The sequence below is a fragment of the Roseicyclus mahoneyensis genome (genome assembly GCF_003148775.1).
Classification (GTDB): domain Bacteria; phylum Pseudomonadota; class Alphaproteobacteria; order Rhodobacterales; family Rhodobacteraceae; genus Roseicyclus; species Roseicyclus mahoneyensis.
This window is the reverse complement of record NZ_QGGW01000003.1, coordinates 373,250-395,736: the sequence shown is the minus strand read 5'-3', so window position 1 is coordinate 395,736 and position 22,487 is coordinate 373,250. Positions and strand designations below refer to the sequence as shown.

25 protein-coding genes and 1 pseudogene are annotated in these 22,487 nt (G+C 67.2%); 6 read left to right on the top strand and 20 right to left on the bottom strand.

Annotated features, from left to right (window positions below):
* Positions 1-2 precede the first annotated feature (2 nt).
* Together C7455_RS09110 and C7455_RS09105 are read right to left on the bottom strand one after the other, a co-directional pair.
* Positions 3-2,009, bottom strand: a complete 2,007-nt coding sequence (locus tag C7455_RS09110; RefSeq protein ID WP_211315469.1) for a phage terminase large subunit family protein — start codon at positions 2,007-2,009, stop codon at positions 3-5.
* A complete protein-coding gene (locus tag C7455_RS09105; RefSeq protein ID WP_109667485.1) occupies positions 1,957-2,553 on the bottom strand; it encodes a hypothetical protein in 597 nt (198 codons plus the stop codon). The genes C7455_RS09110 and C7455_RS09105 overlap by 53 nt, the downstream gene beginning before the upstream one ends.
* A 113-nt stretch (positions 2,554-2,666) precedes the next feature.
* Between C7455_RS09105 and C7455_RS09100 the strand changes: the two genes are divergently transcribed.
* The 3 genes from C7455_RS09100 to C7455_RS09090 all read left to right on the top strand — a co-directional run bounded on the left by C7455_RS09100 (position 2,667) and on the right by C7455_RS09090 (position 4,429).
* Positions 2,667-2,891, top strand: coding sequence for a hypothetical protein (locus C7455_RS09100; protein WP_109667483.1), 225 nt, complete (start codon positions 2,667-2,669; stop codon positions 2,889-2,891).
* A gap of 90 nt (positions 2,892-2,981) precedes the next feature.
* A complete protein-coding gene (locus tag C7455_RS09095; RefSeq protein ID WP_109667481.1) occupies positions 2,982-3,554 on the top strand; it encodes a DUF3489 domain-containing protein in 573 nt (190 codons plus the stop codon).
* A gap of 206 nt (positions 3,555-3,760) precedes the next feature.
* Positions 3,761-4,429: a hypothetical protein gene (locus tag C7455_RS09090; RefSeq protein WP_109667480.1), complete on the top strand. Its 669-nt coding sequence runs from the start codon at positions 3,761-3,763 to the stop codon at positions 4,427-4,429.
* A 42-nt stretch (positions 4,430-4,471) separates the two neighbouring features.
* On the opposite strand, the gene C7455_RS09085 is transcribed toward C7455_RS09090, so the two are convergent.
* The 18 genes and pseudogenes from C7455_RS09085 to C7455_RS09010 form a co-directional block, all read right to left on the bottom strand.
* On the bottom strand, positions 4,472-4,687 hold the full coding sequence (locus C7455_RS09085) for a DUF7220 family protein (protein WP_109667478.1): 216 nt from the start codon (positions 4,685-4,687) through the stop codon (positions 4,472-4,474).
* Positions 4,684-5,166, bottom strand: coding sequence for a hypothetical protein (locus C7455_RS20470; protein ID WP_245904278.1), 483 nt, complete (start codon positions 5,164-5,166; stop codon positions 4,684-4,686). The genes C7455_RS09085 and C7455_RS20470 overlap by 4 nt, the downstream gene beginning before the upstream one ends.
* A 205-nt stretch (positions 5,167-5,371) precedes the next feature.
* Positions 5,372-5,878: pseudogene (locus C7455_RS20465) on the bottom strand (DNA cytosine methyltransferase); the annotation flags it as partial.
* 1 nt (position 5,879) lies between these two features.
* The gene (locus C7455_RS09075) at positions 5,880-7,256 is read right to left on the bottom strand and encodes a site-specific DNA-methyltransferase (RefSeq protein ID WP_109667475.1); all 1,377 of its coding nucleotides are present in this window, start codon (positions 7,254-7,256) and stop codon (positions 5,880-5,882) included.
* A 419-nt stretch (positions 7,257-7,675) separates the two neighbouring features.
* Complete coding sequence (locus tag C7455_RS09070) at positions 7,676-8,053, bottom strand: DUF6362 family protein (RefSeq protein WP_109667473.1); 378 nt, start codon at positions 8,051-8,053, stop codon at positions 7,676-7,678.
* Complete coding sequence (locus C7455_RS09065; RefSeq protein WP_109667472.1) at positions 8,046-8,246, bottom strand: hypothetical protein; 201 nt, start codon at positions 8,244-8,246, stop codon at positions 8,046-8,048. Before C7455_RS09065 ends, C7455_RS09070 begins: the two co-directional genes overlap by 8 nt.
* The gene (locus C7455_RS09060; RefSeq protein ID WP_245904271.1) at positions 8,243-8,782 is read right to left on the bottom strand and encodes a hypothetical protein; all 540 of its coding nucleotides are present in this window, start codon (positions 8,780-8,782) and stop codon (positions 8,243-8,245) included. The genes C7455_RS09065 and C7455_RS09060 overlap by 4 nt, the downstream gene beginning before the upstream one ends.
* Positions 8,783-9,122: 340 nt before the next feature.
* The gene (locus tag C7455_RS09055) at positions 9,123-11,444 is read right to left on the bottom strand and encodes an AAA family ATPase (protein ID WP_245904270.1); all 2,322 of its coding nucleotides are present in this window, start codon (positions 11,442-11,444) and stop codon (positions 9,123-9,125) included.
* Positions 11,441-12,211 carry a PD-(D/E)XK nuclease family protein gene (locus tag C7455_RS09050; protein ID WP_109667469.1) on the bottom strand — a complete coding sequence of 257 codons (771 nt, stop codon included), beginning with the start codon at positions 12,209-12,211 and terminating at the stop codon, positions 11,441-11,443. Before C7455_RS09050 ends, C7455_RS09055 begins: the two co-directional genes overlap by 4 nt.
* A complete protein-coding gene (locus C7455_RS09045) occupies positions 12,208-12,414 on the bottom strand; it encodes a DUF6511 domain-containing protein (protein WP_109667468.1) in 207 nt (68 codons plus the stop codon). The genes C7455_RS09050 and C7455_RS09045 overlap by 4 nt, the downstream gene beginning before the upstream one ends.
* A 207-nt stretch (positions 12,415-12,621) precedes the next feature.
* Entirely contained in the window at positions 12,622-14,310 is a 1,689-nt protein-coding gene (locus C7455_RS09040) for a DEAD/DEAH box helicase (protein WP_109667466.1), read from the bottom strand.
* 14 nt (positions 14,311-14,324) lie between these two features.
* Positions 14,325-14,948: a hypothetical protein gene (locus C7455_RS09035; protein ID WP_109667465.1), complete on the bottom strand. Its 624-nt coding sequence runs from the start codon at positions 14,946-14,948 to the stop codon at positions 14,325-14,327.
* A gap of 101 nt (positions 14,949-15,049) precedes the next feature.
* Complete coding sequence (locus tag C7455_RS09030; protein WP_109667463.1) at positions 15,050-15,925, bottom strand: ATP-binding protein; 876 nt, start codon at positions 15,923-15,925, stop codon at positions 15,050-15,052.
* Entirely contained in the window at positions 15,925-16,221 is a 297-nt protein-coding gene (locus C7455_RS09025; RefSeq protein WP_109667462.1) for a hypothetical protein, read from the bottom strand. The genes C7455_RS09030 and C7455_RS09025 overlap by 1 nt, the downstream gene beginning before the upstream one ends.
* 38 nt (positions 16,222-16,259) lie before the next feature.
* Positions 16,260-16,454, bottom strand: coding sequence for a hypothetical protein (locus C7455_RS09020; protein ID WP_018303655.1), 195 nt, complete (start codon positions 16,452-16,454; stop codon positions 16,260-16,262).
* Between the two features lie 84 nt (positions 16,455-16,538).
* On the bottom strand, positions 16,539-17,261 hold the full coding sequence (locus C7455_RS09015; protein WP_109667460.1) for an RNA polymerase sigma factor: 723 nt from the start codon (positions 17,259-17,261) through the stop codon (positions 16,539-16,541).
* Positions 17,262-17,360: 99 nt separating this feature from the next.
* A complete protein-coding gene (locus tag C7455_RS19880; protein ID WP_146199967.1) occupies positions 17,361-17,606 on the bottom strand; it encodes a hypothetical protein in 246 nt (81 codons plus the stop codon).
* 78 nt (positions 17,607-17,684) lie between these two features.
* Entirely contained in the window at positions 17,685-19,934 is a 2,250-nt protein-coding gene (locus C7455_RS09010) for a hypothetical protein (protein ID WP_109667459.1), read from the bottom strand.
* Positions 19,935-20,324: 390 nt separating this feature from the next.
* On the opposite strand from C7455_RS09010, the gene C7455_RS09000 reads away from it, so the two are divergent.
* Genes C7455_RS09000 through C7455_RS08990 form a run of 3 tightly spaced genes read left to right on the top strand, consistent with a single transcriptional unit; the run spans position 20,325 to position 22,485 of the window.
* The gene (locus C7455_RS09000; RefSeq protein WP_055663508.1) at positions 20,325-20,780 is read left to right on the top strand and encodes a DUF2924 domain-containing protein; all 456 of its coding nucleotides are present in this window, start codon (positions 20,325-20,327) and stop codon (positions 20,778-20,780) included.
* Positions 20,780-22,105, top strand: coding sequence for a recombinase family protein (locus C7455_RS08995; protein WP_109667457.1), 1,326 nt, complete (start codon positions 20,780-20,782; stop codon positions 22,103-22,105). The genes C7455_RS09000 and C7455_RS08995 overlap by 1 nt, the downstream gene beginning before the upstream one ends.
* Positions 22,102-22,485: a hypothetical protein gene (locus C7455_RS08990; protein WP_109667456.1), complete on the top strand. Its 384-nt coding sequence runs from the start codon at positions 22,102-22,104 to the stop codon at positions 22,483-22,485. The genes C7455_RS08995 and C7455_RS08990 overlap by 4 nt, the downstream gene beginning before the upstream one ends.
* The last annotated feature ends 2 nt before the right edge of the window (positions 22,486-22,487 follow it).

The window sequence follows — 22,487 nt, the reverse complement described above, 5'->3', positions numbered from 1 at the left end:
GTTCAGAACCATCCTCCGCGCCGCCCGAGCCAGTCGGAGCGTCGCTTGCCCTGCGGGGCCTGTCCCGGCCGGTTGATCTGCCCGGCGGGATCGGTGTCGGTGGGGGCGGCCCCGAGCTGATCCTCGAGGTCGCGCCATTTCTCGTCGGGCCAGCGGTCCGCGCCCGCGATCCAGGCGGCGGCGCGGGCATAGACCCGGCAGTCCAGCGCCTCGTTGCGCTCGCGCAGCTTCTGCCATTCTAGCCGGGCGAAGCCGCGCTTCGTGCGCACCGTCACCAGCTGCTCGGCCACGAACTGCTTCAACCATTCGTTCTCGACCCAATGCGGCAGATGTACAGAGCCGGGCGGGAACGCGGCCCCGTCGGCCATCTCCTCCTCGGTCGGCCGCGCCAGCCGCAGGAAGCGGTAGGTCTCGGCCTTGAAGGTCGAGACCGCCACGGTCCAGAGCCGCGCCCCGCGCCGCAGGCGCTTGCCGCCCTCCGTCGCGTCGACGAAGGTCGGCCCCGACACCGGGCTCGAGCGGTTGAACCCCTCGACGCCCTTCACCGGCGACACCTGCGCGAAGCCTTGCGCCCGCGACCAGGAATAGACCGCCGGGGCCTCGTAGCCGGTGTCGATGGCGAGCCGCGCAATGCGCAGATGCGCGCCGCGTTCATGCGGCCAGCTTCGATCCAGCAGCGCGGTCAGCTCCGACCATGCGTCGTGCCGATCCGGCCCGCCCTCGATCACGACGTGATCGACAAGCCAGGACTCGAGTCCACGACCCCAGGCCCAGACATCGACCTCGATCCGGTCTTTCTGCACGTCGGCCCCGGCGGTCAGGAACAGCCCGCCCGCAGGCACCGTGCCCGGTTTCCATGCCTCGCGCCGGTCGTAGAGCCGCTGCCAGTCCGGCGCTTCCCCGGTTTCGACCCATGTCTCGCCGAGGATCGTGTTCCGGAACGCCTTGATCGCCTCGTCCGACCCCTGTGCCGCGTCCCAAGCCCGCACGATCCGCTCCCAGCTCAGCCAGCCGATCGGCGAATAGAGCGCCGAGAGATGATATCCGACCGTGGTCGGGTCGGCGGCCGTGGCGGTCGCCCGCCATTCGCCACCCTCCAGCATGGACGTCTTGTGGTGTTCCGCGATTGCCGCGTCGCAACCCTCGCAGTGATACTCCGCCGTCTCTGGACGGCCCTTCTGCCAGCGCAGGCGGTCGAACTTCAGCCACTGCATCGCGCCGCAATGCGGGCACGGCACGAAGAACCGCCGCTGGTCGCTGGCTTCGTATTCTCGCTCGATCCGGCTCAGCCCTCGGATGGTCGGGGTCGAGACCAGCAGCACCTTGCGCCGATGGGCGAAGGTCAGCGACCGCGCCTCGGCCAGCGTGACGGGGTCGCCTTCCTCGTCGGCGGACGCGGGATAGGCATCGACCTCGTCGAGGAAGATGTAGCGCGCCGGGGTGGACCGCAGCCCGACCGCCGAGTTCGCGCCCGTCATGATCAGGATGCCGCCCGCGAACTCCTTCGACAGCATCGTGTTGCCCGCGTCGCGGGATCGCGCGGGCTTCACCCGCTCCCGCAGCTCGGGGCTCTCGTCGATCAGCGGGTCGATCCGCTGACGCGAGTTCCGCTTGGCCAGCTCCACCGTCGGCTGGACCGCCAGCATCGGGCCCGGCGCCTGGTGGATCGCGAAGCCGATCCAGTTGTTGCCCGCCTCGGTCGCGCCGACCTGCGCGGCCTTCATGAACACGATCCGCTGTGTCGGATCGCCGGGCGACAGCCGATCCATGATCTCGCGCATGTAGGGCGTGCGCACCGTGCGATACCGCCCGGGTTCGGCCGAGGCGCGACCCGATAGCATCCGGTGCCGGTCCGCCCATTCCGAAACGGTCAGGTCCGGGTCGGGCCGCAGCCCGTTGCCCCACGACCGCAGGATCTCCGCCGCGCCGTCGAAGTCCGTCAGGCCATCGCCGCTCTCACCGGAAGTCGGGCCGGACCTCGGCGAGTTCGTCGAGGTGGGCGCGTACATGTCTCTCCAGCACCTTCTGCATCGCGGCCGGCTCCACGGTGATCTGCTGGCCCGTCGCGTCGCTGCACGAGGCCGAGAGCTCGGCCGCCATCAGCGCCGCCGCGCGCGCAGGCCAGTTCACCCATGCGTCCCGTTCCTCCCGCGCCAGCCGGAACACCAACGCCAGCGCGCGGGCCCGCTCGATCAACTCTCCCTTCAGCTTCTGGAGCCGAATCCGCCGTTCTTGCGCCTTCAGCACCTCGTTCGCCGTCTTGGCCTGCAGGAAGGTCGTGCCGCCGCCAACCGCTGGAACCGCCAGCCCCTGTTCGCGCAGCGTGTCTCCGACGGCAGCGACCGCCGCCTCGGGGACGGGCTTCAGCTTCGGCGCGGGCGGCTTGCGGGTCTTGGACGGGTCCGTCGTCTCGGCACGCCGGGCGTCGCTGGCGGCCGCATTGATGCTGCCATCGGGATAGAGAACCAGCCGCTCGGCAGTCTTCGCCTTCTGGATCGCACCCCGCGACAGCCCGACATGCGCGGCGTACTGGCGCTCGCTCATGCCCTGCATCGACGGCTCCGATTATCATTCCAAATCATGTGCTTATCGAGTTGATAAGCGGCGCCACCGGAGCGAACGTCACTCCAACGAAGCGATGCAACTCGACCCAAGGAGCCACCCCGATGACCCGCCGCGCACAGGACAACACGAAAGCCCTCGACGCCTTCATCGCCGCCAAGACCGAGATCGACGCGATTCTGGAGCGGCTCGCCACCCTGAGCGCGGACCATTTCGAGACCCACCCCGACGAGATCAACTGGGGCCATGTCGGCACCCTGAACCACTACCGCGCCAAGCTTCGCGAGATCACCGACATGGCCTTCAACGAAGGCGAACACGCCGAGTGAGACGACCCGCTCCCGGTCCCGCCCGCCGACTGGCGGGCTCGACCTCGTAGAAGGGCCCGCATCCCGCGCGCCCCGATACGGGAGACGACGATGACCAAGCTTTCCGACACCCAAGCCCTGATCCTGAGCGCCGCCGCCCAGCGGCCCGAGCATATCGCCCTGCCGCTGCCCGAGAGCCTGCGCGGTGGCGCCGCCGCCAAGGTGGTCGGCGCGATGCTCGCCAAGGGCTTCCTGCAGGAGGTCGACGCCGACACGCGCAAGGGCGAGCCCGTCTGGCGCGAGACAGGCGACGGCCACGGCGTCACACTGGTAGCCACCGACGAAGGGTTCGCCGCCATCGGCATCGAGACCGAGGACGCGAACACCGCGCCTGCGGGCGCGACGGATGTGCCGACCGAGGAGCCCGCGCCGGACACCCCCACTGAACCGAAGGCTGCGCCCAAGACGCGCACACCGCGCGAGGGAACGAAGCAGGCCACCCTGATCGCCATGCTGCGCGCGCCAGAGGGCGCGACAATCGAGGAGATCATGGGCGCGACGGGCTGGCAGTCGCACACGGTGCGCGGCGCGATGGCCGGGGCGCTGAAGAAGAAGCTCGGGCTCGAAGTGACCTCGGAGAAGGTCGAGGGGCGCGGGCGGGTCTACAGCTTGCCGGGCAACTGACGCAGCGCCGAACGCCGGTCTCTATGCCGCCGTCCCGCGTGGGGCGGCGGCTTCTTTGTGTAGCGTCGCCTCCGGCCAACGTGAAACGACGGGCTTCACGCACGATAGTCATATCTCTCGCGTGATAATTATACTTCACGCACGATATTGCATTTTCATGCGCAGCCCCTATCTTTCGTGTGAAGCGGGATGAAAGGCAGACACCTATGGCATTTCGAGCAGACGAGGCGGCACAGGACGGCTACGAGCGGGCGCGACGGATCTTGGTCCTGACGCCCGGGGTCGAAGCCGACCAGCGAGAGAAGGCGGACGGCGCGCTGCAGGACCTGATCGACGCGCATGGTCCGGTTGTGCGCGGGTATCCAACGTGGCATCCCTTGGTGCCGCAGGAAAATCCCCAGATGCCGGTGACGGACCCCAGCGACCGTTGCGGTTATCAAGGTCTGGACCACACGATCTATTTCGCACACGCGTTCGTTTCGTGCCCCTACGGAGATGGCTCAAAGATCATCGAGTCTGTCGAAGCGATGGAGCCCCATCCCTGCGCCACGATTACCGCCGAGCGGCTGGACGTTCCCTTTTACAATTCGGGTACTACGCCGATCCTCGTTCGCTGCGACTGGCACGAAGCTTTTCCCGAGCGCCACATGGTGCCCAAGAAGCTCGCCGTGCCGCTGATGATTCAGCAAGAGATGCGCATGTGGCACCGCGCTGAAGTCGGCGAGCGGTGGGATACGATGCGTCCCTACCTGCTCGGTGATCCCCATGGGTCGCGCTCATCGCTGTTCGTCAATCAGGATACGGCGATGGCGATGAAGCGCGTCTACATGGCTATGGTGGAGTCCGGCATGTTCGGGCCGCTGCGAATGGACTGACGCGTCGTTCATCATCGCAGTCCGCGCGGTCGATGTTCGGGGCTATCGCACCCGTATTGCCTCGAACAGCCGCCGCAGGACGTAAGACCGCGCAATGCTGACCACCGTGAACACCGCGCCCATCTTCAGGTTCTGCGCCAGCGTCGTGTGCAGGCCAAAGACCGGGAAGATCAGGATCTGCGTGACGACGGCAACGCCGTAGCCGACGACGACGTTGGCGATGGACTCGACCAGCGACATGAGGCGGGACTGCTTCATGCTGTTGCCTCATCCATCGGCCAGCAATTCAGCCGCCAGAGTTCGCAGCGCATGCGCTGCAACCAAGGGGACCACGCCATTGCCACAGAGGCGAAGCCGGTCCACCCGGTGGGCCAGCCCATCAGCGCCTCGACGAACAGCGGGTTCAAGGTCCGGCGCGGCTCGGAGGTATCGCTCCCAGCCATTGGCGTCACCAGGACCTGGCGGCCAAGCAGGCCGTTGACCGGAGTGTTCGCCAAGCTCGTCGCCCCATCCTTGTGATCCCGCGCCGTCGGCGTCATCCACATCCCAGCCGCATGGGTCAGGTCGGCCTTCCGGCGGTTGCCCGCGCTCGGCTTGCAGCCGTCGTTCGCCATCGGCGTCGGCCAGTCCCGCGCCATGCGGTCCAGACCCTTCTCGTCGCGCCGTTCGCCGCCCCGGCTGCGGAAACTGTCGGTCTGCGGGGTCGGCCACATCGCGGCCGTCGTCGCAAGGTTCATCCCGTGCAGGCCCGCTGCCTGCGACGGCGTCGGTTTCGTCTGCCGGTTCTCGTTGGCGCTGGCCCTCGGCGTCGGCCAGAGCCGCAGCAATTCCGTCCGGTTCCCGCCACTCGACCGGGTACCAGAGCAGGCGCGCGGGGTCGGCCAGGTCGTCCCCCTCGCGGATCGCGAGGATGAAGAGCCGCTCGCGCTTGTGGGGCGCGCCGACTTCCGCCGCCGTGAAGAGGCCTGCCGCAAGGCGGTAGCCCATGCCGACCAGTCCTGCGGCGACTTCGGGGAAGCCGAGGCGGAGATGATGGGCGACATTCTCGAGGAAGACGAACTGCGGCTCGATCTCGCCAACGATCCGGGCGACATGCGGCCAGAGGTGCCGCGGATCGTCTGCACCCCGGCGCTTGCCCGCGACGGAGAACGGCTGGCACGGATAGCCCGCAGTGACGATGTCCACCGCGCCGCGCCAAGGACGGCCGTCGAAGGTGGCAACGTCGTCCCAGAGAGGCGCGCGATCCAGGGACGCGTCTTCCATCCGCGCCACGAGAGTGGCTGCGGCGTAGGTTTCCCGTTCGACATGGCCCACAGCACGATATCCGGGGATGGCGATGGCGAGCCCGAGGTCGAGTCCGCCAGCGCCGGAGCAGAGGGAAAGGCCGAAGAGGCATGCGTCTCCGGCCCCGGAAGCGCTTCCGGAGGAAGGTAAAGCCAGGTCATGCATGTCACGCGGCGGTCTTGCGCTTTCGCGCGGGTTCGGGTGCGGCGTCCAGGTCCGGCGTATCGGCCCGGGCCTCGGCATCGTCGCCCAGCCGCTCGGTCCTCACCTGCGCGAAGGTCCGACCGTCGCCGTCGAGGATCGCGTTGCGGCCGGTCTCGGCCTGCCAGCGCTCTACGGCGACATCGACATAGGCCGGGCTGATTTCCATCGCGAAGACACGGCGGCCGTTGGCCTCGCCCGCCATGATCTGCGAGCCGGAGCCGGAGAACGGCTCGTAGCAGAGCCCGCCGCGGGCGACGTGCTGGCGCATCGGGATGCCGAAGGCGTCGAGCGGTTTCGGGGTCGGGTGATCGGGGCGTTCGTCCTTGGCGAAGGACGGTAGCGCCCATGTCGAGGGCAGCGTTTCCTCGGCCACCTTCGGCGGGCGGTTCGGGCGGCGCCAGCCCATGAAACAGGGCTCGTGCTTCCAGAGGTAATGCGAGCGGGTCAGGACGCCCCGGTCCTTCACCCAGATGATCTGCTGGTGGACGAAGGCGCCGGCCTTCTCCCAGCAGGCCTCGAGCATCGCCTGACGCCGCGAGGCGTGCCAGCAGTACCAGGCCGCGTCCTCGGTGATCGCCTCGGCGACCGCGGCGGCGATGAAGCCGTCATAGAGCTCCGCGCCCTGAGAACTGTCGTCCCAGGTCACGCCGTAGGACTGCGACCAGTCCTTGTTCCGCGTCGGATGGTTCGAGCCGTCGTAGTCGACGAGATACGGCGGATCGGTCGCGAACAGCACCGCGCGCTCGCCATTCATCAGGCGGCGGACGTCATCGTGGTTGGTGCTGTCACCGCACAGCAACCGATGGTCGCCGAGGATCCAGAGATCGCCCGTCTGCGACGCCGGATTGCGGGGCGGCTCGGGGATGGTCACCGGTGGCACGGAGCCCCCGGCGCCACCTTCTTCACCGTCCCCCTCCGGCACGTAGGCCAGCAGTTTGTCCAGCTCGCCGTCGGAGAAGCCGACCAGGGACAGGTCGAAGTCTTCGGCCAGCAGGTCGTTCAGTTCCGCCGACAGCAGCGCCTCGTCCCAGGTGCCGAGTTCGGTCAGCTTGTTGTCCGCGATCCGGTACGCCCGGCGCTGCGCCTCGGTCAGATGGCCCAGCACGATTACCGGCGCTTCGGTCAGCCCCAACTGCGTGGCGGCCAGCACGCGCCCGTGCCCCGCGATCAGCTCTCCGTCCTCGGCGACGAGGCAGGGCACGGTCCAGCCGAACTCGGCCATGCTGGCGGCGATCTTCGCGACCTGGTCCGCGCCATGCGCCTTCGCGTTTTTCGCGTAGGGCTGCAGGTGCGACAGCGGCCACATCTCGATCGCGTCCGGGGCGAAGCTCAGCGTCATGGTGGGCAAGGTTCCTCGATCGGGTGGATACCGGTGGCTTCCGGACTCCAGATGCCAGGCCGGACTCCACACAGGGTCCAGCGGCCACCAGCGGTGTCCGGTCGAAAGGCCAGCGTTCATTGGTGTTTGCGCGGGGTCAGGTGGATTCGGCTTCCAGGTGGCTTCCCAAAAATCCGGCCCTGTCGCTGGCGATGTCTCACGCTTCGCCCGCCAGCATACGAATATCGCCCGGAAGGAACCGGAAACTGCCGTGGGCTGGACCCCGGCCGGACCCTCGCTGGATACCGGGGTCCAGAAGGCCCCCGTCAACGCAAAGGGGAGAGCGAGCCTTCCAGCGCACTCTCCCCATCTTGCCTTCGGAATAGCATGGATCTGTTGCAGATGTCGAAGGGAAAAGTGTTGCAACACATTGGAGTCGCTCACGCATTCAGTCGCGCCGCGATCTTGGTCAGCGCCAGTTGCCAGCGACGCCACGCGGTCGTGCGGTCGCAGCCCAGCTCACCGCTGATCTGCTTCCACGGCACGCGGGCCGCGCGCGACCAGACCAGCTTGCGCTCTGCCTCCTCGATCCAGAGCACCCAGTCGAAGGTCTGTTCGAGCCGGGTGATCGCGGCGGCCGATGGCCAGACCCGCATCGGCTGCGGCTCCATCGCCGCGATCTCGCGGCTCGTCCGCACGATGTCGGGCCAAGTGTTGAAGTAGCCCTGCGCCTTCACCGGCGGCAGCTTGCGCAGGGTGCGGAACGCCTCCTCGAAATGATCGGCGACGCAGTCGGCGGTCCATTCGCGATCAGCCATGGCGCGCCTCCCTGTCGGAAGGACGCGGGCCGTAGAGCTTCTCGCCCAACTGGCGGACCAGTTCACGCTCGGGCCAGGTGAGGCGGTCGTCATCGGCGGAAACCGCGAGGACGCCCTGTTCCTGCCAGCCCTCGCGCTTGACCTGCTCGGGATCCCGGCGTCGGCCGCCGCAGCCGTGGGGATGCCATCTCATGCGACACCCCCGTTCGTCTCGATCGCCCAGAGCAGGATGGCGATGGCGTCGGCCTCGTTGTCGTCGGCCGGGCTGAAGCCGCGGGCGCGGACGGCGGCGACCATGGCGGCCTTGTCGGCGTTTCCCTTGCCAGCGGCGTGACGCTTGATCGTGCCGACCGGAACGCCCTTGTAGGGCACGCCACGCAGCTCGGCCCATGCGGTCAGCGTGGCCATGAGGCCGCCGTAGATGTGGCTCGCGTCGGTGCCCGCGTGGCGGCGGACTTCCTCGAACCAGATCGCGGCGACGGGCCCGGACAGCCGGTCGATCTCGGTCAGCCAGTTGGTGAAGCGCAGGTAGCGCATGCCGCCGCCATCGAAGCGGCCCGGGCGCAGCGAGACGGTCCCGCTGATGATCAGACCGTCGTGGCCGCGGATCGCCCAGCCGGTCGAGGTGCCGAGGTCGAGCGCGAGGATGCAGCGGTTGCGGGGGGCGTCGAGCGGCAGAGATTCAAACCTTGCGCCGTCGCAATTCGGGATCAGAGTCGGCTGAGCCATGATGGGTCTCCTTTGCCGGGGGCCTGTGGTGGTGGAAGACGACGGCGGTCTGGTGCTTGGCGGTACGGGGCCGCCGTCGTCGGATCGGAAAGCACAAGGGAGCGTCACGGCGGCCCGCGAGGCTGGCCCGGACGTATGGGAGGAGTGGCCACCCCAGTGGGGTGGCCCTCCCATACGTAGTATGGGGGTTTGACACCTAACTGTTCCAAGGAGGACAAGTGGCTGAAATCATTGCGGAATAAGACTTCATGAAGTCTTCGGGCATGAGTCAGGGACCTAACTCTTACTTGCCCGTAACCCGTTGATTTCGTTGAGTGCACAGTTGGCGCTGTCATATGAGTCAGGCCTCACTCATATGAGTTAGGTCGTCTTCCAGCCCCTCCGGGTAGACCCAGACGGCGGGGTTTTCGACCTGCAGGCAGAGCCCGGATTGGGGGCATTTGAAGTGGCTGGGCAGGACCGGACGGACCTCGGTGGTGACCTCGCCGGTGGCCGGATCGATCTCCTCGACGGGCGCGCCGAACTGCATGCCTTCCACGCAGAGATAGCCGAACCGCGACCGGGTGACGGGGAAGCCGAACCCCGAGGGGTCGCGCAGGAACTTCACAAAGCCCTTGGTCGCCAGCACGCTGAGGCGCTCGCGGATCGTGTGCTTGCTGCCCAGACCTCCCCGGTTCTCGAAGGTCTCGGCGAACTGCATGGCGGTGTAGAGGCGCTCGCTCGCCGCCTCATCCAGCAGCATACCGAGGATGACGTCGTGCTTGCGGAGCCGTTCGGCATCGAGTTTGGCGCCGACCTCCTTGCGCACCAGGCGCTCGTTCAGCGGGTTCAGCTCGACCCATTCGCCCTTCACCTTGTCGATCAGCTTGCCCGGCAGCGCGGGGCCGTTCCGAAGCTCGATCTCCAGTCTGCGGACGCTGCTGTCCTCGTCGGGTCGGTGCATGAGCAGCCCCGAGGTGTAGAAGCCGCGCAGCGCGCTGGCGCCGGAGAGGGCCAAGAAAGGATCGTCCTTGACCTGATGCTTGGTGGCTTTGCGGGTGTGGTGGGCGAGGATCACGCCCGCGTCCGGATTTACCGCCTCGCGGAGAAGCTCCACCCGGTCCTTCAGGAAGAACATCATGGCGGTGTTGTCGTTCTCGCCCCCGCCCTCGGGGCCGCCGTCGAACAGGTTGCGGATCGGGTCGATGACGATGATGTCGGGCGGCGCGTCGGGGAATGCGGCCCGGATCGCCTCGGCCACACGGGCGACGCCCTCCGCGTCCAGCAGCAGCTTCAGCTTCGGGGTGGCGATGAAGGTGTCGCGCGCGGCCGCGATCACGGCGGCAGGCAGCGCGATCTGCTGCAGGCGCTCGCGCAGGTAGTGATACTGGATCTCCGCCTGCAGATAGAAGATCCGCAGCGGTCGCGGCGGGGTGAAGCCGAGGAACGGCACGCCTGCCGCCATGTGGACGAGCCAGGAGATCAGGAAGTCGCTCTTGCCGACCTTCGGCGCGCCGCCCAGCACCAGGAGCCCGCCCGGGGTCAGCACGCGCGGCCCGATGATGTCCTCGGGCATCGGGCTCGTGTCGTCGAGCAGTGCGCCGAGGCTGAAGGTCGGCAATGGGCTGGCCGAGGCATCGGCGTGGGCCGCGCGCAGGAGCGGCGGGCCGTTGCGCTTCACATGCAGCGCCCAGAGGCGTTCGGACTCGGCCTGTAGCCGATCGAGCGGCCAGGACGGGCGTAGCATGGCGGCGTTGTAGCCGCAGATTGCCTCCCAGCCCGCGAAAGGGTCGAGGCGGCCCTCGTGCACGAGCCGGATGTAATGGCCGATGGCGGCGCTGGCCCCCTGGAACCGGGACCAGTCGTCGACCGCGCCCTCCCTCACCGGCGTGGTGAGCACCGCGTCGATACCGGGCTTCGAGGCGGGCGCGGCAGCGACGCTGGCGAAGCCGACGCCGGGCAGCGGCGGCATCTCGGCGACCTGTTCGGCGAAATCCGCAAGATCCACCTCGACGTCGCGATGCTCGCGGATCTGCACGAGACGTTGATGGCCGTGCTTGTGATAGACCGTGCCAGGCACCCGGATCGGCTGGTGCGCCGAGCGGAAATGCGTGTCGCCGCCGACCTTCACGGCAATATCGCCGCGCAAGCGGCAGAGGGTGGCCAGGTCGTCGCCCTCGGCCGGTTCGGTCAGTTTCCACCAGACATGGAGCTTCGCCGCGCCCTCGGGCGTCCGACCGCCGCTTTCGATGATCAGCGTGGGCGCGCCGAGATGGCGGGTGACATGGTCCAGCTTGGCCGGGATGTCGCCCGCGTCGAGATCGACGACGATGGCCTGCATCTGCAGCACGTCGGCGGCGCGGGCCTCGCCCTGTTCCTCGACCGTGCCGGGGATGACATAGACGGCCGCCCCCTCGCGGTTCGCCCACGCGGCGAAGGTTGCGAGTTTCCCCGGCGCGGTGTCATCGGCGGGGATCCAGATGTTGTGCGGCTTGCCGTCCCGGCCCTGACCCTTGTCGACGAAGCCGCGGAGCGGGATCAGCCCCTCGCACCAGCTGAACACGGTGTCGAGGAAGGCGGCGATCTGCTCGGGGTCGGGGTCGCAGCCGAAGGGGTTCTCGGACGGTGGCCCGTCGTTGAAGTCCGTCCACGGGTTGAAGTGCAGGATGCCGTCGTCGCTCATGCCGGCAGCCCCCAGCAACGCTCGGACCACGGGCAGAAGCGGCATTCGAAGAAGTCGGGCGTGGTGGCGACGCGCGGCAGAAGCTCGCCCGCATCGGTCGCCTGCAAGATCCGCACGCCCCGGTCGGACATGCGCTGCGCGAGGTCGGCATCGAAGGGCACCAGTTCGTGGTGCAGTTCTGCCGTGTCCTTGTTGATCGCAGTGAAGAGCGCCGGCGCGGCCGAGATGCCCGGCACCGTCCCTTCCATGTAGGCCTGGTAGAGCGCGATCTGGGCGGCGTAGACCGGCTTCGACTTGGTCACGCCGTCCTTCACGCAGGCGCGCCAGTTCTTGGCGTTCATCGTCTTGCATTCCCAGAGGGCGGGAACGGCCAGACCGAAGCCTTCGGGGCCCGCAGCGATGATGCCGTCGACATGGCCGCGGATGCGCCCGTTCGCGACGGAGAAGCCGAACTGGCCGCCATCGGGCCGGTTGCCCTTGCGGGTGTAGAGGTCGAAACCCGCGCCGCGCAGCCAGGCGACGGCCAGATCCTCGAGCGCGTGGCCGATGGCGAAGATGCGCAGCGACTGGCCCGAGAAGTCCTGGCCCTCGTCCTTCGGCGTCGCCGTGAACTCGAACTGCAGGGCCCGCTCGCAGGCATGGCCGAGGCGCGAGCCACCGAGGTAGTCGCGGGGCGGCCGCGTGGCCTGATCGGCGGTGAGCGCCCGATCGACGGCGGCGTTGACTTGCTCCGCGAAACTGGGCCGATGATTGTAATCGAGGGTCAAAACGGCACCTCCGGCGTCTGCGCCCGGGCGATGTCGGACATGGCCTCGCGGAAGCCCTCGACGGCTTCCTCGATCAGCGCGCGCACCTGAGCCTCGGTCAGCTCGGCCAGCGGGGTGGCCCAGCCGATCTCGTCCATCAGCAGCGCCACGCGCTTCATGGTGGCGGTGATCGCGGCGCGCTCTTCCTTGGTCAGGTCAACCATGGCGAAACGCTCCCTGGCCAAGCGCGTCCAGAAGGACTGGCAGGGCATCGAGCAGAACCAGACCGAGGGCCGGGGCCGCTTCGACCGGTGCGGATCGAACCAGCCAAAACCACGGGTGGGTTGCCGGCAAACAGCACAGAGCGTTCCACGCGGATGCCACAGTCGCCGCCGGTCCTCGGCCGGGATGGGGGTGGATGCGGACATGGGTCATGCCGCCCTCCGTTCGGGAGAGGCCGCCGTGTCGATCAGCTGGCGGATGGCGCGCTTGTTGAAGCCGAAGGTCATCAGCGCCGAGGCGCGGTAGCGCGTCAGGCCGAAGTCGTGGCGGCACTCGGGCGGCAGGTACTGGAGCTGCTTTTCGGTCGGCGGCTGGCGCAGCCAGGAACGGGTCTTGAAGGCGCTCTCGTCAGTCTCGTGGGTGTTCAGCCAGTCGTCGGCCTGCGCGAGACAGACGGTTCGCTCGCCGACACCCAGCAGGTGGGGACGTTCGCCCTTCGCCCCGCCGATTGCGTACCAGACCCCGTCCAGCCAGAAGATGCCGCCCCAGGCTGCGAAGCCCGTGGCCATCAGCGCGTCGTCCGTGCCGTAGAGGTCGACCCACGCGAAGCTGGACCGCTTCAGCAGGTCGATCTCGGTCATCATGAAGCCCGAGAGCGGCGCGGCGGCCCCGCCTTCGCCCGCATCCAGATCCTCGCGCGGGAACTCCTCGCCGCAGAGCGGACATTCGGTGGCGGCCAGTGGGATCTCTGCCTCGCAGGTCGGGCAGGTCTTGGTCGGCGCTTCGCCGGTTTCGGTCTTGCCGTCGAGATCGACATCTTGTTCCAGCGTGCCGTGGATCAGGCTCGAGGTGCCGAAATCCAGCACGACGCAGTCGGTCTTGACGATGCCTGGATGTTCCTCGGGATCGACGGTGCGCAGACCGCGCCCGACCATCTGGATCATGGTGGACTTGTAGGAGCTGGGCCGCAGCAGCACGACGCAGGAGGTGGGCGGATGGTCCCAGCCCTCGGTCAGCACCGCCACGTTGACGATGACGCGGATGCTGCCCGCCGCATAGTCGGCGAGGATCGCCTTCCGCGTCTCGGCCGCCAGATCGCCGTGGATCAGGGCGGCGGAAACGCCCGCCGCCCTGAAGGCGTCGGTGACGTGTTCGGCGTGCGCGACGGTGGAGCAGAACACCACGGTCTGCCGGTCGCCTGCCTTCTCCTTCCAGTGCCGGATCACCTCGTCGGTGACGGGAGCGCGGTCCATGATGCCCGCCACCTCCGCCATGTCGAAATCCGACATGGTCTTGCGGACCGAGCGCAGTTCCTCCTGCACGCCCACGTCGATGACGAAGGTGCGCGGCGGCACGAGGTGGCCCGAGGCGATCAGCTCGCCCAGCCGAACCTGATCGGCCACGTTGTCGAAGACCTCGCGCAGGCCCTTTCTGTCGCCCCTGTTCGGCGTCGCCGTGACCCCGAAGATGCGGGCGTCGGGATTGGCCTCGCGCACGCGGTCGATGATGCGGCGGTAGCTGTCGGCGACGGCATGGTGCGCCTCGTCGACGACAAGCAGGTCGAGACGCGGCATGTCGGCGAGGTTCGAGGCCCGCGCCAGCGTCGGCACCATGGCGAAGGCGACCTGGCCGCCCCAGGACTTCTCCGTGGCGTCGATCACCGAGGTGGCGACGCCCGGCACCACGCGCTGGAACTTGGCGCGGTTCTGCGCCGTCAACTCGTCGCGATGCGCCAGTACGCAGGCCTTGGCCCCGTCGCCGATCATCTCGCCGGTGACCGCCGAGAGCATGATGGTCTTGCCCGCGCCGGTGGGCGCCACGCCCAGCGTGTTGCCGTGGGAAGCGAGCGCAGCGACGCTGCGCTCGACGAAGGTCTTCTGGCGGGGGCGCAGGCGCATGGCCGGTCTCCCCCTTACTGCGCCCAGCTCGGCCGACCGGCGGCGCCGGGGGCGGACGCGGGCTGGCTGGGCTGGGTGGCCGTGGTGGGCTGCTGCGGGGTGTGGCCCTGCGCCGGGGCGGCGGTGAACTGCGGCGCGACCGTGCCCATCAGCGCGGCGTAGTCCCGATGGTCGGGGGTGACCGCGGCGCGGATCTCGTTCTTGTCCTCGCCGTTGGTGTCGGTGCCGATGTCGATGCGGGCGATGAACTCGACGCCGTCGAGATCGCCGAACCCGTTGATGCGGCGGCGCGCCTGCGCCTCGGGCGAGTTGTCCTTGTCGGACACGCCGCGCGCGGAGTTGAGGATGCCGCGGATCAGGCCGCGCCCCATGTTCGCCCAGTCGGGGCCCTTGGGGCTGTAGAGGCCGATCAGCGACCAGACCTTGCGCCGGGCATAGGGCCCCTCGAGCACCGTGTATTCGGCGTCGAGATAGACGGCGCCGGTGGCGGCGCGGCGCGCCCAGCCGCCGGTCCAGCCCTGCGAGGGGTCGTCGAAGCCGCCGGGGCGGAGCGTCAGACGCACCTTGGCGAGCGTGCCTTTCGGGATGACGTTGGTGTTGGATTGGGCGGAGTTGAAGTCGTTCCAGGGTCCGGACATTGCGCGGCTCCTTTCAGTTGGAGGATGGGACGCGCAGCGGCGTCAGAGGGGAAAAGCCACCCCGGCGACCGGATCGGGACACCGGGCGTGGCGAGAGGCGCTCAGCCATGGCCAGGCTCATGCGCGGGGACGGGTTCGGCTGGGGTCACCGGCGGCCAGGTCAGGCGTTCGGACGCAGGCGCTGCAGGGCGCTGGATCTTCTCCATCAGCCGGCCGAGATGCGGGGCCTCGACCCTGTCGAGGCGGCCCGAGCGGTCCTTGGCCGGAAAGCCCCACGGATTCAGCGTCTGGCAGACGAAGGCGCGCTGCGGCTGACCGCCCGGGTCCGGGATGTCGGCCATGGTGATGACCTGATCGACGATCCCCGGCAGCTCGAGCCCGGTCTTCGAGCCGTCGATCTGCGGCTGGAAGACCTTGCGGTTGAAGTCGTCGAGCCGCTCGTCGAGGATGCCCACGAACCAGACATGCTTGCCGCGCGTGTGCTGCAGGTGGGTCAGCCAGCCGATCATCTCGCGGCCGTGCAGCCCGTAGGCGCCGCGGATGTCGGGCTTGCCGGTTTTCTCGGAGAAGGCGTCAGGCTGGCCGCGGCACCACTGGAAGCAGAGCCGCCCGGCCACGGTGATCGAGTCGATGAAGACGGTCTCGTATTTCCCGATCACCGCCGGATCGCCGTAGCGCCCGCAGACCTCGTCGAAATGCGCCATGCTGTAGGGCTGGTCCTCGCGCAGCGCCGGGTTCGGCCCGCCGATGAACACCGCGAAATCCCGGCATTCCTTCCAGGTGCGGGGCCGGAGCGTGTCGATCTCCAGCCCCTCGACCGCCAGATCGCCGGCCTCGAGATCGAGGAAGAGCGTGGTCGAGGCGTTCAGCGTCCAGAGCAGGCTGGTCTTGCCGATGCCGGACCGGCCGAAGATGACGCCCTTGATGCCCTTGCGCTGCGCGAGCCGCTCATCGGCGCCGATGATGGGAAGGGCCATCACTTGCCCTCCTTCTTCATCACCGCCGTGGCGGCGCGATCTGCGCCGATGCACCCCGCCTCGCGGGCGAGCTTGTAGAGGCGCTTCAGCGCGTCGGCGCGGCGGTAGGCGGCCGTGCTCTCGCGCTCCGCTTCCACGATCGCGAAGGCGATCTCGTCGACGGTCGCCTCGACGACCGGCAGCGGCTCGCGCGGTTCGTCTCCGGGACGCTGCGGGAAGGCGATGGTTTCGGGGAGGTCTTCAAGGGCGTAGCTCGCCTTGCGAAGACGGGTGATGTCGTCCGGCTGGTCCGGCATGGCTGTTCTCCGTGGGATGATGTGATCGAGGAGGCGCATCACGCGGCCTCGCGGACGTCGGGCGCGGGCTCGGCGACGTAGATCGCCAGCAGCGGCGTCCCGTCGGCATGGGCGCCGGCGTCCTCGATCTGATAGTTGCGGTTGGGCTCGCAGACCTCGGTCAGTTCCCAGCGGCGATAGAGCCCCGGAAGACGCCTGAAATCCTCGAGCGACAGATCGGCAGTGCGGTTCATGCGTGTCTGCTTTCGGTTGGAGGGAAGGCGCTCGGGGCGCTCGAATGGGAAAAGCCACCCGCAGGACCGGATCGGGACATCGGTTCAGGGGATTTCCTGAAGGGCGTCGTGCAGCCGGCGCATCGCGCGCTGGTACCGCTTGCGGGCGGCGACCTCGGTCAGGCCGAGTTCGACGGCGACCTCGGCCTGGGAGAAGCCCTCGATCGCCACGCGGATCACCAGCAGGGCATCATCGCCGAGCAGCCTCCGCACGGCACCGTTCAGCCGTGCGTACCCGTCCGCGCCGATGCCGCTTTCGCCGCTGTCCGCCACCTCGTCAGGATCGGCGCTGCGGGCGAGATGCTCGCGCGTGTGGTCGCGCTGGCGCACGCGGATCATGTCGCGCTCGACGTTGCGCAACACCGTGGCCGCGATCCAGTTGACGCGGCCAAGGTCGAGGCCGCGGACCGCCTCGGTGGTGCGCGCAAGGACGTCGGACGCGATCTCGTCGGCGGTGCCGAGCCTGCGCCAGAGCGACCGGCGCCGGATGGCGTCGAGGCCGGGCCAGAGCGCCAGCAACAGCAGCGTCAGGGCGCAGTCGGACGCTGGCCCGTCGCCCTGCGCCGCGCTAACGAGCGTGGAGAGGATCACGTTCTTCTGGCCCTGATCGCCGGGCGTGCGGTGCAGACCGTCCAACAGAGCCGCCGGATCCCGGAACGGTGCGAGGGCGGCCTGCGCACGCCTGACGGCGTCGAAACTGCGCTGGAAGTGAAGGTTCGTGGATGAATGCATGAGGTGATCACGGATCTCGTGCCACGCGAAGGACATCGGACGCCTGCCTTGCGGCCAGGCGTCCGGCGCCTTCTCGTGGCCAGGTCAGGACGTCGCGCGTCTCTGCGATTTCAGGGGGTTGGGTGAATGCGCGCGTCAGCGCGCGGGCGCGGTCGCGTGGTTCAGCGTGCCGCAGCCCCGACAGGTGGCCTGAACCGGGAAGCCCACGAGATACTCGTGCCCCCGCGCGAAGCGCAGGTGCATCCGGCCGTCCCGGCAGACGCCGAGCAGCTTCTCACAGCGCGTGCAGCGCCATTCCGAGTTGGAGGTGGTGGGCTTGGTCTTCGCGGCGCCGGACCAGTTCGTCTGGGCTGCCTGGCGCGGGGGGAAGGGAGTCGGCATGGAAGTGCTCCTCTATGTGGAGCCCTTCCAGTAATCAGCGGTTTGTTAGACCGTCTCCCGCCGCATGTTAGACCGCTGTTAGACGGTCGCTTCCTCGGTTGGCTCGGCCACGGCTTCGGTCGGCTGCGCAGTGAGTAGCAGTCGCCAATATCCGTTCTTCGCACCCTTGCCGATATAGACGTCCCGGATGCTGTCCCAGGTCTCCTTCCGGAACGCCTGCTGGGGGCTTCTGGACTCGAAGCCTTCCATCAGCGCCTTTACCTGAACGTCGGGACTGCCTTTCGCGGCTGCGACCACCAGGCGCTCGAAGATCGTAAGTTGATCGTTCCCAGCGAGGTGAAGGGGCTCCCTGCCGGGAATGAACAGCGTGCCGGACTGCTTGCCTGTCCGAACCACCCGCGGCGACACGCCCCCGCGCGCGAGGGAAAGACCGTCTCGGTACGCGAGTTCTATTCCGTCGCGCGCGAACAGCATTTCCTCGTCAGCCGATGCGAGATGGGACAGCAGCGGCATGACGACGTTCGGCCCAAGATGTGACGGCATCTCCTCGCTCGCGGCGAAGACGATGCCCACCCCAGCGGTGTCCCGCGCGCGCAACATCAGATCCAGTCTCTGCGCCGTTTTCGGATCATTGAGCCGCCGGGCGAAATAGACGGGCACATCTGCCTCATCGATCTGGATCGCGCCGACGAGGGTTAGGTCCGGGTCCAGGATCTGGGCCGCCCGCTTGCTCAGCAGCGGCTTCATCAGGCGCATGAGCGTCTCGTGAAGCCACTGAGCGTTGACCGCGAACATCTCGACATCCGACGCGGGGCGCTTGCCGACATCTTCGCCAAAAGGACCTACAGCCTTTACCATTCCTTGGGTCACTGATGGTTTGACGGCGCCTTCCCCGTCGACGTCGTCGTCCTCGATGAGAACCACATCCTGACGGTCGCGGCGCTCGAGCAGGCCACCTTCGATCAGACGCTTCGGGTCAAGCCCGAGTTCCAGCAGATAACTTCCGCTGACCTCGTCCTCGATGCGGTCGTGAAGTTGAACAAGCTGGGGGAATATCGCACGAAGGTCATCATGCGCGATCTGCCTGAACGCGCTCAGGATTCCCCATTCCTTGAGTAGCGCGAAGCCGAGGCTGCGTTCTTCCGGATCGGGCTTGCTCTGCAGGTTGCAGCTCTTCGTGCCTGCAATGGTGATATTGAGCGTCCGCTGCTTCTCATCGCCGATCAGGTTGTAGGCCACCGCGATCGTGATCCGGCTGAACGCTTCGGCGCGCCGAAAGATGTTCCGCGCCCCGAGATATCGGTCGGCAACCTCCTGGATGTCATCGTCGACCGTCACCTTGAGCTGAAGCTTGCGGCGCCAGGTTCCCAGCCGGATCTCGGCTTCGATGACGCGCGCGAACTCGAACGCGTACCCTTCGATCTCAGGGGGCTGCAGAAGAAGCGAAGAGCGGAAGCGCGAAAGATTATAGCGCTTCCAGGTCAGAGGTTTCTGGGAGATGTCGTGACCTAGCGCAACTTCGGCGAAGGAGTCGCTGACCGACTGGCGCACCACGGGGCTGTCCGCGCAGACCTCGATCTGCCGCATTGAGGGCGTGTAGATCAGCGTCGCCTCGTTCGGCGGTCGGTAGTAGATGGTTCCCCGCCTTCCGTCTTGCCGGTGATCGTAGACGCTCGAAAGCGGGCCACCGTGCCGGACGATCAGCATGATGGACGCAGGGTGCGTATCGGTGGCAGGCAGATCGAGCGCCTTGACCGTGCAGGATATCTCGGGCTTCAGCTCGAGCATGCCCTTGATCTTTGACGCCAGCGCCTTTTCGTCGATGGCCGCCGCGTCGAGGGCTACCTGGTTCTCCAGTTCGACCTCGAAGGCGTCGTAGAGCTTGCCGTGGTCGCGGAACTGTCGGGCGAAGTGAAAGCTCTCCGCATCCTCGAAGGTTTCGCGTTCATGGAGATATGCCCAGATGCTTCTGCAGAGCTCATCTGGCTGCCGGTGAAACTCCTGCGACCGTGTCTCATCGAGTTGTTGCTCGACAATGGTGGTGAGCGAGGTGACGCCCTTTTTCTCGGCGAGGGCCCGGATCCTTCGTGATCGCTGCTCCGCAGGTCGCAGGTCATCGCGGTCGAAATCCGACAGCGTCTCGACAAGTGCTTGCCGAAACGCCTCGACTGCTTCTTCGTCGGCGAGGTCGGGAACGTCCTCGGGCAGCTTGAATTCCGGCTCATTGTCGCCCTCGCGCACGGCAAGGGCAGCTCGGGCGAGGTCGACGCGCGCATCCTCGATCAGCGCCAGAACATGCGGACCGATCGGGGATGCTTTGCGCGCCATGAACTCACCTCAATGAACTACTGCTCTCGAATGATTCAACCTGCGATAATCATGGACAAATCCGTGATCGGCAAGCCCTGATGTTCTCTCCCTGTTCGCATTTCCGCATCCCGTTCCGCTGAGATGTCCCACCTCGGACGGCTGGGTGGCTTTTGATCGGTAGCACACCATCAAACACGGCCACCGAGACATGAACCGCCCCAATCCGCTACCTCCCGACCAGATGACCGCCGCCGAACGCCGGGCCGAACTGTGTGGCCTGCTGGCGCTCGGGCTGGTTCGGCTGCTCGGGCAGGATAGGCGTGAAGTATCTGACAATACTGGAGAACGTTGCCTACACTATCCCGACGACCAATGCCGTCATGCAACTCCAACTCACCGGAGAAACGCATGACGAAGCCTGATCCCATCCCCGCGCGCCTGGCCGCGCTGAAGTCCATGTCCGTCCCCCAGTTGAAGTCGGAGTGGCAGACGATTTTTGCCACGACGGCGCCGAACAACAGCCGAGCGTTCCTTGAGGGCCGGTTGGCCTACCGCATCCAGGAGCTGACGTATGGCGGTCCTGATCGCGAAACCCGGCGCATGCTGGACCTTCTGGCCGACGAGGTCAGCGGCACCCTGACACGCAAGAGCCAGATCGCCGATCCTCGCAATCCCGTGGTCGGCACGAGGTTGATCCGCGAATGGAACGGGGTCGAGCACACGATCACCGTCTTGCGGGACGGGTTCGAGTGGCAGGGGAGACCGTACAAATCCTTGTCCGCGATTGCGCGGGCGATCACCGGAACGCGCTGGAATGGCTACCGCTTCTTCGGGTTGCGCGAACGAAAGCGGGGGAATGATTGATGGATCAACGCGCAAATCCCGTCCGCCGCCAGCGCTGCGCCATCTACACGCGCAAGTCCTCCGAGGAAGGGCTGGAGCAGGAGTTCAACAGCCTGCACGCACAGCGAGAAGCCTGCGAGGCCTATATCGCCAGCCAACGTTCCGAGGGCTGGGTGCTGGTCCGCGATCAGTATGACGACGGCGGCATCTCGGGCGGAACGCTGGAACGGCCCGGCCTCAAGCAGCTTCTGGCCGACATCGAGGACGGCCTGATCAATGTGGTGGTCGTCTACAAAATCGACCGCCTGTCACGGTCGCTGATGGACTTCTCGAAGCTGGTCGAGGTCTTCGATCGCAACGGCGTGACCTTCGTCTCGGTAACGCAGTCCTTCAACACCACCACCTCCATGGGGCGGCTGACGCTGAACATCCTGCTCAGCTTCGCTCAGTTCGAGCGCGAGGTCACAGCCGAGCGCATCCGCGACAAGGTCCGCGCCTCCCGCATGAAGGGCATGTGGATGGGCGGCTACGTCCCGCTCGGGTACGATGTGAAGGACCGCAAGCTCGTGGTGAATGAAGACGAGGCTGCCACCGTGCGGGGCATCTTCGAGAGGTTCGTCGAGGTCGGATCAGCGACCGTGCTGGCCCGCGAACTGCGCCGCAAAGGGCTCCGCAACAAGCAGGGCACGTTGGTCGACAAGGGATATCTCTACAGGGTGCTGATGAACCGCGTCTATCGCGGCGACGCCGTCCACAAGGGCAAGGCCTATCCCGGCGAGCATCAGGCCATCATCGACCAGCAGCTGTGGGATCAGGTCCATGCCATCTTGCGGCAGAACCCGCGAAAGCGCGCCAACAACACCCGCGCGCAGGCGCCTGCGTTGCTCAAGGGGCTGATCTTCACGGCTACGGGCGCCGCCATGACCCCGAGCAGCACGAAGAAGGGCGCGCGGCGATACCGGTATTACGTCTCGATGGACGTCATCAAGAATCGCGAACCCAGCGATGAAGGCATCCCGCGCCGCCTTCCGGCCGACCTCGTGGAAGCGGCCGTGGTGACCGAGTTGCGGCGGGTGATGCGCGCGCCCTCGATCACGGCACAGGTCATCGCCCACTTGGCGCGCGAGGGTCACGCCTTCGCTGAGGCCGACGTGATCTCCACGCTGCAGACGTTCGACGACGTCTGGGGCCAGCTGTTCCCTGCGGAGCAGACTCGGATCGTGCAGTTGCTGGTGCGCCGGGTCACCGTGACATCCGAGGGGCTGGTCATCGATGTCCGGACCGACGGCGTTTCGGGCGTCATGCGCGACATGATGGCGCCACGAAAGAAGGTGGTGACGGAATGATGAAACCCGACGAGTCCATCCAGATCTTCGTGCCGCTCAAGGTCCGCAAGCAGAACGGGCGGCCGAAGATTATGCCGCCCGCCACCTATCTGCCCAGCGAAGACCGGACACAGGATCCGCATATCCTGCGCGCCATCGGCAGGGCGTGGGGCTGGCGGCGGCGCATGGAAGCTGGCGAATTCGACACGGTCACCGATCTGGCGAAAGCCGTCGGGCTGGCCGAACGCCATGTCAGTCGACAGCTGCGGCTCGCCTATCTCGCGCCGGGGGTCCTCAAGCGCCTCGTCTACAAGCGTGAGGTGCCCGCCGTGACCCTGTTGAAACTGACCGATGTCGCGGCCCTGCCATGGCATGAACAGCTGGAGCGGGTGTTCGACTGAGG

Bases quoted from the DNA above. Each gene is read 5' to 3' on its own strand.
- C7455_RS09025 (WP_109667462.1), bottom strand. From the start codon at position 16,221: ATGCCGGACCAGCCGGACGACATCACCCGTCTTCGCAAGGCGAGCTAC.
- C7455_RS08990 (WP_109667456.1), top strand. From the start codon at position 22,102: ATGATGAAACCCGACGAGTCCATCCAGATCTTCGTGCCGCTCAAGGTC.
- C7455_RS09030 (WP_109667463.1), bottom strand. From the start codon at position 15,925: ATGGCCCTTCCCATCATCGGCGCCGATGAGCGGCTCGCGCAGCGCAAG.
- C7455_RS09110 (WP_211315469.1), bottom strand. From the start codon at position 2,009: ATGTACGCGCCCACCTCGACGAACTCGCCGAGGTCCGGCCCGACTTCC.
- C7455_RS09045 (WP_109667468.1), bottom strand. From the start codon at position 12,414: ATGGTTGACCTGACCAAGGAAGAGCGCGCCGCGATCACCGCCACCATG.
- C7455_RS09020 (WP_018303655.1), bottom strand. From the start codon at position 16,454: ATGAACCGCACTGCCGATCTGTCGCTCGAGGATTTCAGGCGTCTTCCG.
- C7455_RS09070 (WP_109667473.1), bottom strand. From the start codon at position 8,053: ATGGCTGATCGCGAATGGACCGCCGACTGCGTCGCCGATCATTTCGAG.
- C7455_RS09100 (WP_109667483.1), top strand. From the start codon at position 2,667: ATGACCCGCCGCGCACAGGACAACACGAAAGCCCTCGACGCCTTCATC.
- C7455_RS09065 (WP_109667472.1), bottom strand. From the start codon at position 8,246: ATGAGATGGCATCCCCACGGCTGCGGCGGCCGACGCCGGGATCCCGAG.
- C7455_RS20470 (WP_245904278.1), bottom strand. From the start codon at position 5,166: ATGAACCTTGCGACGACGGCCGCGATGTGGCCGACCCCGCAGACCGAC.
- C7455_RS09085 (WP_109667478.1), bottom strand. From the start codon at position 4,687: ATGAAGCAGTCCCGCCTCATGTCGCTGGTCGAGTCCATCGCCAACGTC.
- C7455_RS09035 (WP_109667465.1), bottom strand. From the start codon at position 14,948: ATGTCCGGACCCTGGAACGACTTCAACTCCGCCCAATCCAACACCAAC.
- C7455_RS09075 (WP_109667475.1), bottom strand. From the start codon at position 7,256: ATGACGCTGAGCTTCGCCCCGGACGCGATCGAGATGTGGCCGCTGTCG.
- C7455_RS09060 (WP_245904271.1), bottom strand. From the start codon at position 8,782: ATGGCTCAGCCGACTCTGATCCCGAATTGCGACGGCGCAAGGTTTGAA.
- C7455_RS09010 (WP_109667459.1), bottom strand. From the start codon at position 19,934: ATGGCGCGCAAAGCATCCCCGATCGGTCCGCATGTTCTGGCGCTGATC.
- C7455_RS09095 (WP_109667481.1), top strand. From the start codon at position 2,982: ATGACCAAGCTTTCCGACACCCAAGCCCTGATCCTGAGCGCCGCCGCC.
- C7455_RS09090 (WP_109667480.1), top strand. From the start codon at position 3,761: ATGGCATTTCGAGCAGACGAGGCGGCACAGGACGGCTACGAGCGGGCG.
- C7455_RS09105 (WP_109667485.1), bottom strand. From the start codon at position 2,553: ATGCAGGGCATGAGCGAGCGCCAGTACGCCGCGCATGTCGGGCTGTCG.
- C7455_RS09000 (WP_055663508.1), top strand. From the start codon at position 20,325: ATGACGAAGCCTGATCCCATCCCCGCGCGCCTGGCCGCGCTGAAGTCC.
- C7455_RS09055 (WP_245904270.1), bottom strand. From the start codon at position 11,444: ATGAGCGACGACGGCATCCTGCACTTCAACCCGTGGACGGACTTCAAC.
- C7455_RS09015 (WP_109667460.1), bottom strand. From the start codon at position 17,261: ATGTCCTTCGCGTGGCACGAGATCCGTGATCACCTCATGCATTCATCC.
- C7455_RS09040 (WP_109667466.1), bottom strand. From the start codon at position 14,310: ATGCGCCTGCGCCCCCGCCAGAAGACCTTCGTCGAGCGCAGCGTCGCT.
- C7455_RS08995 (WP_109667457.1), top strand. From the start codon at position 20,780: ATGGATCAACGCGCAAATCCCGTCCGCCGCCAGCGCTGCGCCATCTAC.
- C7455_RS19880 (WP_146199967.1), bottom strand. From the start codon at position 17,606: ATGCCGACTCCCTTCCCCCCGCGCCAGGCAGCCCAGACGAACTGGTCC.